The 7,427-nt window shown below is 48.9% G+C and carries 7 protein-coding genes; 4 read left to right on the forward strand and 3 right to left on the reverse strand.

What is annotated here, in order from left to right; genetic code table 11:
• Genes malQ through gcvH form a run of 3 tightly spaced genes read left to right on the forward strand, consistent with a single transcriptional unit; the run spans position 1 to position 1,836 of the window.
• The gene (gene malQ, locus MPL1_RS10490) at positions 1-1,251 is read left to right on the forward strand and encodes a 4-alpha-glucanotransferase (protein WP_268743768.1); all 1,251 of its coding nucleotides are present in this window, start codon (positions 1-3) and stop codon (positions 1,249-1,251) included.
• The gene (locus MPL1_RS14320; protein ID WP_268743769.1) at positions 1,236-1,448 is read left to right on the forward strand and encodes a 4-alpha-glucanotransferase; all 213 of its coding nucleotides are present in this window, start codon (positions 1,236-1,238) and stop codon (positions 1,446-1,448) included. The genes malQ and MPL1_RS14320 overlap by 16 nt, the downstream gene beginning before the upstream one ends.
• A 1-nt stretch (position 1,449) precedes the next feature.
• On the forward strand, positions 1,450-1,836 hold the full coding sequence (gene gcvH, locus MPL1_RS10495; protein WP_161604021.1) for a glycine cleavage system protein GcvH: 387 nt from the start codon (positions 1,450-1,452) through the stop codon (positions 1,834-1,836).
• Here the strand turns inward: gcvH and MPL1_RS10500 are convergent.
• Positions 1,812-2,945 carry an anhydro-N-acetylmuramic acid kinase gene (locus MPL1_RS10500; protein ID WP_009727111.1) on the reverse strand — a complete coding sequence of 378 codons (1,134 nt, stop codon included), beginning with the start codon at positions 2,943-2,945 and terminating at the stop codon, positions 1,812-1,814. The genes gcvH and MPL1_RS10500 overlap by 25 nt on opposite strands.
• A gap of 173 nt (positions 2,946-3,118) precedes the next feature.
• Complete coding sequence (locus MPL1_RS10505; RefSeq protein ID WP_009727112.1) at positions 3,119-4,699, reverse strand: OapA family protein; 1,581 nt, start codon at positions 4,697-4,699, stop codon at positions 3,119-3,121.
• 125 nt (positions 4,700-4,824) lie between these two features.
• Between MPL1_RS10505 and tyrS the strand changes: the two genes are divergently transcribed.
• Positions 4,825-6,021, forward strand: a complete 1,197-nt coding sequence (gene tyrS / locus MPL1_RS10510) for a tyrosine--tRNA ligase (RefSeq protein WP_009727113.1) — start codon at positions 4,825-4,827, stop codon at positions 6,019-6,021.
• A 43-nt stretch (positions 6,022-6,064) separates the two neighbouring features.
• On the opposite strand, the gene MPL1_RS10515 is transcribed toward tyrS, so the two are convergent.
• Positions 6,065-6,565 (reverse strand): hypothetical protein, encoded by a 501-nt coding sequence (locus MPL1_RS10515; RefSeq protein ID WP_009727114.1) that lies wholly within the window; start codon positions 6,563-6,565, stop codon positions 6,065-6,067.
• Positions 6,566-7,427 lie beyond the last annotated feature (862 nt).

Below are 7,427 nucleotides of genomic sequence, written 5' to 3' on the forward strand. Positions count from 1 at the left end.
ATGAAAAAAGCTCATATTTTTGACCAACGACGGACAGGAATCCTGCTACATATCACAAGCCTGCCTTCTGGCAATCTTGGCTCAGATGCTTATCGCTTTGTAGACTTTCTTCAGGCCTCGGGAGTAACCGTCTGGCAGGTTTTGCCTTTGGGGCCCACTCACAGTGATGGTTCTCCCTATCAATGCTTGTCTGCACACGCAGGAAACAACAAACTCATCTGCCTGGATTCGATTCGCGGCAAAGCTTGGGCAAACCCGGCTGAAATGACAGGCAAAAAAATCATCACCATCATGGCGCATGCTTTCAGGCAGTTTTCGCAATCAGCATCGGCAGATGAACAGCAGGCATTTCAGCAGTTTTGCCAGCACAATCAATACTGGTTGGACGACTATGTATTGTTTCGCGAGTTACGCCATCTAAACCATGCAACCGCCTGGTATGACTGGCCGGATGAGTTGCGAGATCGCGATAAGAGCGCACTTTACGAGTTTTCGCTTCAGCGCCGAGAGGCGCTGATGGTTAGGAAGTTTGAGCAGTTCATGTTTTATGAGCAATGGAGCTCACTCAAGCAGTATGCTAACGACCGAGGCGTTAAATTGTTTGGCGATATGCCAATTTTTGTTGCTCACGACAGTGCAGATGTCTGGGCGGTCCCGGAGTTATTCACTTTGGATGAAACCGGGCAACCAGAAACAGTTGCCGGTGTTCCACCAGATTATTTTTCCGAGACCGGGCAACGTTGGGGTAATCCGCTTTATCGTTGGCAAAAGCATGAAGATGAGAAATTTCAGTGGTGGCAACAACGGCTGACCAGTCAGCTGCTATTATTTGATCTGATTCGAATTGATCACTTTCGTGGCTTTGAAGCTTGTTGGGAGATACCGGCGCATTGTCTGACTGCTGTCGATGGTGAGTGGAAAAAAGCGCCAGGTGAAGCACTGTTCAGCAATTTGTTGGCTCATTTTGGTGAGTTGCCGCTGGTGGCAGAAGATCTTGGCATTATCACCGAGGAAGTCACCGCCTTGCGTGAGCAGTTTGCCTTGCCGGGTATGAATATCCTGCAGTTTGCCTTTGGAGGAGATGCGACTAATCCGTATCTTCCTCATCAACACCGGCCTGATAGCGTGACTTATACTGGAACGCACGATAACGATACAACACTGGGCTGGTATGAGTCGCTTGATCAGGCCACACAACTACATCTCCATAGTTATCTGGCGAGAGTCCTGAAGCGATGCCATGGCTGTTGATTCGAACGGCACTGCAGTCTGTATCCGAACTCGCGATCATTCCCATGCAAGATGTCTTGGCATTGGATGGTCAGCACCGCATGAATACACCAGGCACCACTGAAGACAACTGGCAGTGGAAATTTGACTGGGAGATGCTGGAAGAAGGGACGTGTCAGCGGCTGGCGTACCTAAACGCCCTTTATGGCCGAGTGTGAAGTGCACGAAAACCCTGAACAATTGAAATACACCACACAGCATTTATGGCTGGAACAGCAAGCAGGTGATGTATGGAAATTGGGAATCACGGAATTTGCACAGGATCAGCTCGGAGATCTGGTTTATGTCACCTTGCCCAGTCTTGGGGAGGTATATTCAGAGGGGGCGATCGTTGCCGTGCTTGAATCGGTGAAGTCTGCTACCGAGATTACCCTGCCATTTACAGGGACGGTGACCATGATTAACCAAGAGCTTGCAGATAGACCTGAGCTGATTAATCAGGAGCCTTATGAGGGAGGCTGGCTTTTTAGTGTTAGCCCGAAACAGCAAACCGACATGCAACAATTTTTGTCGGCGGCAGACTACGATGCCTTGCTTGATGCATAAATCCCACCCAGGATGCAGGCCTTACGCGCTCCAGTGGCGCTGGGCAGATTGCCAGGCCGTTGCAGAATGGTTTGTTGTGCCAGCCAGGCAAAAGCACAAGCTTCCATCCAGTCGGGCGACAAGCCAATAGCTTCCGTGGTTGCCAATCTGATATCCGGTCCGAGCAGTTCGCTCAGCTGATTCAGCAGATGGAGGTTGTGTGCGCCACCACCACAGACATAGACCGCTTGTGTTTCTGGTGCATAACGCATGATGTCATCGACAATGGAAACTGCCGTCAGTCTTGCCAGTGTCGCCTGGATATCTTCAGCGGACAGTGTTGTGATTGCCTGACATTTATCGAGTAATTTGCTTAGCCATTGAGCATTAAATAGCTCACGCCCGGTACTTTTAGGGGCTGGTCTGGAAAAATAGGCATCTTCCATCAGGCAGGTTAAAAGTTGTTCGTTGTATTGACCCTCGGCCGCCCACTTGCCCGAATCATCATATGGTGCACCCAGAGAGCGCTGTATCCATGCATCCAGCAAGACATTGCCGGGTCCAGTGTCAAATGCCACTGGCTGGCTGTTTTCTTCCTTGGATAGCACAGTGATGTTACTGATGCCACCAATATTGAGAATCACCCGGTTCTCTGCATCGGAACTGAACAGCGATTGATGAAAGGCGGGTACCAGAGGAGCGCCCTGACCGCCTGCCACCATATCTCTCTCACGAAAATCACTGACAGTCGTAATGCCTGTTCTTTCAGCAATTAAGCTTGGATTGCCAATTTGTAAACTAAAGGGCAGTTCAAGGTCGGGCGCATGACATATCGTTTGCCCATGGCTACCGATGGCTTTGATGCGGTTGGGCGCAATATTTTGTTGAGTGAGCAGATGTAGGATGGCATCAGCGCTAGCTTCGCCAATGGCCATATCTAACTGACCAAGCTCGGTCAGGCTGCATTGCTGATTTTCTATCAGTCGCAGTAGTGAAGCACGTAGTTCTGAGTCATAGGGAAACGTCTGCGCTGCCTGCAGTCTGAACTGTCCTTCAGTAGCAAACTCAACCACAGCAACATCAATTCCGTCCAGGCTGGTGCCGGACATCACGCCAATAAATAGAGTCAAAGTGTCTAGAGCCTGTTGATTATTCACCGCTGCCTATGTGGTGATTGAACATACACCAATCATGGGCAAGAGAAGCAGTTTGTGGTCATTCCAAATAACAACCGGCAAGCCGGGTATTTTCAACACCACACCAGAGCATAACTTCCTCTGGTGTGGTGATAGTCAAGTACTATCTAGTCTTGCTGAAGAGCTGCCAAGGCCGGAATTTCCAGGTTATCCAATTTGGCCAGCAGAGGCTGCGCCTGTTGTTGAAATGCTTGACGGTATTTGTCAGCAATCGGTTCAGCCTGAGGTAATTCAACAGTCAATGGATCGCGGTGAACACCATTGACACGGAATTCGTAGTGCAGGTGAGGGCCGGTTGCCAGTCCAGTCATACCGACATAACCAATCACATCGCCTTGGCGAACACGATCACCACGTTTCAGGCCGGATTTGAATCTGGACATATGAGCGTACAGGGTTGTGTATTTTCCGCCGTGTGACAGCACTACTGTCAAACCGTATCCCCCCTGATTGCCGATGCTTTCGACCCGACCATTGCCAGTTGCCATGATGGGAGTGCCGGTAGGTGCCGCGTAGTCCACACCACGATGTGGGCGATTGGTACCAAGAACCGGATGAAGTCGGTTTGGATTGAAGCGAGAGCTGATACGCGAAAAATGGACGGGTGTGCGGTTGAACGCACGTCGCATGCTGCGTCCGTCAGCAGTGTAATAGTCGGCATGACCGTCAGAGTCTGTAAAGCGGATAGCTCGGTAGGTTCTGCCGCGATTTGTGAATTCGGCAGCGAGTATGTTGCCATCGCTGATCTTGTTGCCATCAAGATAGCCTTCCTCGTAAATCACCCGAAAACTGTCGCCTTTGCGGATATCAAGTGCAAAGTCGATATCCCACCCAAACACATAGGCGAGTTCCATAATGAGTTTGTCTGACATGCCTGCTTGAATGCCTGCGGCGAACAGCGAGCTTTGGATTTCTCCGGCAGCTTGTTGTTGATGCGTTTCAAGTTCACGGATAGATCTTTCTGCCGTATAGCCACTCTCAGCAGCGGAGACAATGAGGGTTTCCAGTGGCGAAATTTCCAACTCAAGCACACTCAGTTTGGCATCATCATCTTTAGTGATGCCAAAGCGCATAGTTTGACCCGGCCGCAAATTGAGTAGAGCTTGAATGTCGCCAGGTGTCTGTGCGACGTTGTAAACGTCTCTCGCGGTCAATCCAACACGTGGAAAAATCAAAGAAAGGTTATCACCATTGGCAACGGTGATTTCCTGCCAGTCAAGTGTGGGATCGGCGATGTTTTTTTCAGTTTGACTGACAACGTCGATTTCAGACTCGGCTGTATCCAGCTGTGCAGCTTCAAGAAGATGTAATTGTTCAAGCTGCTCGGATTCGGTGATTGCGATGTCTTGTTCTGTTTCTTGAACAGTTGTTTCGCTGACTGATTCTGCTTGAGATTTTTCAGCTTCTCTTTGAATGCGCGGCTGACTGAGTCCGAACACCTGGTGTTGCGGAGGCAGTGCCGCCTGCTGAAAGCTACCCTCAGGCGCTGTGTTGAGGTTAGGTAATTCGATCACCTGCGTCTGATTGGACGCAGAAGGCTCGCTGGTCGCCAGTACGATTGATGTGATGAAAATCCCGGCCAGGGCCAGAAAGGATATCGTTTTGAAATGATGGTGCTTAGGACGAGTAGAGGTTGCAAACAGGCGGTTGCCCGCTGAAGAGTTAAGAAGTCTGTTACGTTTCTTCATAAGCGAACCCGGCTCTTGAAATAAATTCCGTCAATTCTCGCAGTATTTACTGAGAATTGGAACCCCTCCAGCCCAGGGCATTGTGATAACATTTGCCGCCAATTCCCGGACATTGGAGATGCTGAATGGCTGATGTTGAAAAGGCACTTGCTGAAATTCGTCGAGGTGCTGAAGAAATACTGGTTGAAAAAGAGCTTATTGAGAAGCTTGAAACGGGCAAACCGTTGCGCATCAAAGCTGGTTTCGACCCTACCGCGCCGGATCTGCATCTGGGTCACACAGTTCTGTTAAACAAACTTCGACAGTTCCAGAATCTCGGCCATACCATACTATTTTTAATCGGCGACTTTACCGGCATGATTGGTGATCCCACCGGCAAAAATGTAACGCGCAAACCACTCACCCCTGAACAAGTCGCTGATAATGCAAAAACCTATCAGGAACAGGTGTTCAAGATTCTCGATCCTGAACGTACCCAGGTGGTGTTTAACTCACACTGGATGAACGAACTGGGCGCGGCCGGCATGATTCGTCTGGCTTCCAACCATACTGTGGCGCGCATGTTGGAACGTGATGACTTTCACAAGCGTTACAACGGTGGCCAGCCGATTGCCATTCACGAGTTTTTGTATCCATTGATTCAGGGTTATGACTCGGTAGTGCTGGAGGCGGATGTTGAACTTGGCGGTACTGACCAGAAATTCAACCTTTTAATGGGCCGTGAATTGCAAAAGGCCTATGGTAAGTCGCAACAGACTATTCTAACCATGCCGTTGCTTGAAGGGCTCGACGGTGTGCAAAAGATGTCGAAATCCTTGGGCAACTATATTGGTATCAGCGAGCCGGCCAAGGATATCTTCGGCAAAATCATGTCAATATCGGATGAGTTGATGTGGCGCTATATCGATCTGCTGAGTTTCCGAGCACTTGATGAGATTAACGAGTGGAGACAGTCGGTTGCCTCCGGCCGTAACCCGGTGGAAATCAAAAAACTGTTCGCTGAGGAAATTGTCGCGCGTTTTCATGGTGAAGCGGCAGCCCCCGAAGCTCGACAAGCTTTTGAAAACCAGTTCAAAAAGGGTGAAATTCCCGAGGATATTGAAGAGATTCAGCTTGCCGTCGGAGAAGGTATGCCAATTGCCAATGTTTTGAAAGAGGCAGGTCTTACTGCCAGCACCTCAGAAGCTTTACGCATGCTAAAGCAGGGTGCGGTGAAGATCGATGCTGAAAGACTTGATGACAAGGACTGGCTGTTGCAGGCGGGGATGACCCATATCATTCAGGTCGGTAAGCGCAAATTCGCTCGTGTTGTTGCCGCGTAACTGATGAATCACCGATGCCGACACTCGGCATCGGTGTGATGGATCAAGCCAGTCTTCGGCCGCAGCGTTTGCAGTTCTGCGAAGTGTCATCAGCCGATGATTTTGTTGAGCGAAGCACTACTACGGCACCCTTGCCAAACCCATAACTGGTCACAAGCAGGCTCGAGTACAGATACACATTAAAAAGATTGAACCAGAAGCCATTCGGTGTGTATGCCTCAGTTGCCGGATCAAGCACTGGAAAAAGTGCATACATCAAGAACAGGCTGGAGTTCGTAAAGGCCCCTACGACCATTGCCCAGCTGACATGCCATGGCAAACTCACCTTGGCACCATAAAATCCCAGTATCAACGCACTCATCAGCAAAAAGTCGATATGTGCCTGCAATATCCGACGAAGTTCACCTGGAAATAGCTGTTGCAGAAAGCCAATCTGGTTATAGAGGCCGACTAGAATCCAAGCCAGTATTAGCGCCATCAAAATCCACAAGCAAGCGCCTCGAAGTAGTATTACATTGCCGGCATGTTGTGAGTGGTTGGTCATCTTCTCTCCTTATTGTTGTAGTCAAACAGGTAAGTGAGAGTTTGCTGGCTTCACGATGATAAAACTTTTCTCAAACGGCTTAATTTCTTGACCATGGTGCAAATTTACAAAGAACAGTCACATAGCAACAGCTTGGCTGGGCAACACTTAAGCATGGAAGATCAACTGGTGGGCGAAAAATTGGAATGCCTGAAAGAAATTATCGTTAGAGAATATGTAAACGTTGATGTTTCATCACCAAAGGCATACACGAATATGCAGATTTATCCGTGGCGTCAGAGATTATGGCTTTCGCCGACACACTCGAACGCAATCATATTTGAGTGATTAGCTTTCGATCCTGTGAGTATTAGCCAAGATGGTGTCTTTTAGTGTGAATGACCAAAATTCAATACAAACGGGAACACTGTCGACACTATCTGACCAACTCGCTTCAGCAATAATCACTGCGCGAATATCGCTCCGACGCATATTGACAGGCGGACTACACCCAGGAAACCTCCGGCTAAACTCAAATGTTGGAGTAATGTTCGCCTTAAAATAACCATCAATATCAAACGACTAACACGGCTCCAATCTAATCGGGAAGAACTTCCTGTTGACTAGTCAAAACGAACCTGTAGAATGCGCCTCTCTGCTCGACACGCAACGGCATAAACCGGCGCGGATACGGCAGCTAGATATTGACAAGAAGCGGTTTATCTGTATAATTCTCGCTTCTTTGCTGGCACGAGTCAGCAGCTCTTTAAAAAATCAGAATCAAGTAATTTGTGTGGGTGCTTGCGTGGGATTTGTTTCGATAAATCAGACGTGAGTAATTCGCAAGAATGCAAACSTSAATCAAGTTATTGTCTCTGACTGA

The sequence above is a fragment of the Methylophaga lonarensis MPL genome (assembly GCF_000349205.1).
Lineage (GTDB): Bacteria > Pseudomonadota > Gammaproteobacteria > Nitrosococcales > Methylophagaceae > Methylophaga > Methylophaga lonarensis.

Bases quoted from the DNA above. Each gene is read 5' to 3' on its own strand.
- malQ (WP_268743768.1), top strand. From the start codon at position 1: ATGAAAAAAGCTCATATTTTTGACCAACGACGGACAGGAATCCTGCTA.
- MPL1_RS14320 (WP_268743769.1), top strand. From the start codon at position 1,236: ATGCCATGGCTGTTGATTCGAACGGCACTGCAGTCTGTATCCGAACTC.
- MPL1_RS10505 (WP_009727112.1), bottom strand. From the start codon at position 4,699: ATGAAGAAACGTAACAGACTTCTTAACTCTTCAGCGGGCAACCGCCTG.
- tyrS (WP_009727113.1), top strand. From the start codon at position 4,825: ATGGCTGATGTTGAAAAGGCACTTGCTGAAATTCGTCGAGGTGCTGAA.
- MPL1_RS10515 (WP_009727114.1), bottom strand. From the start codon at position 6,565: ATGACCAACCACTCACAACATGCCGGCAATGTAATACTACTTCGAGGC.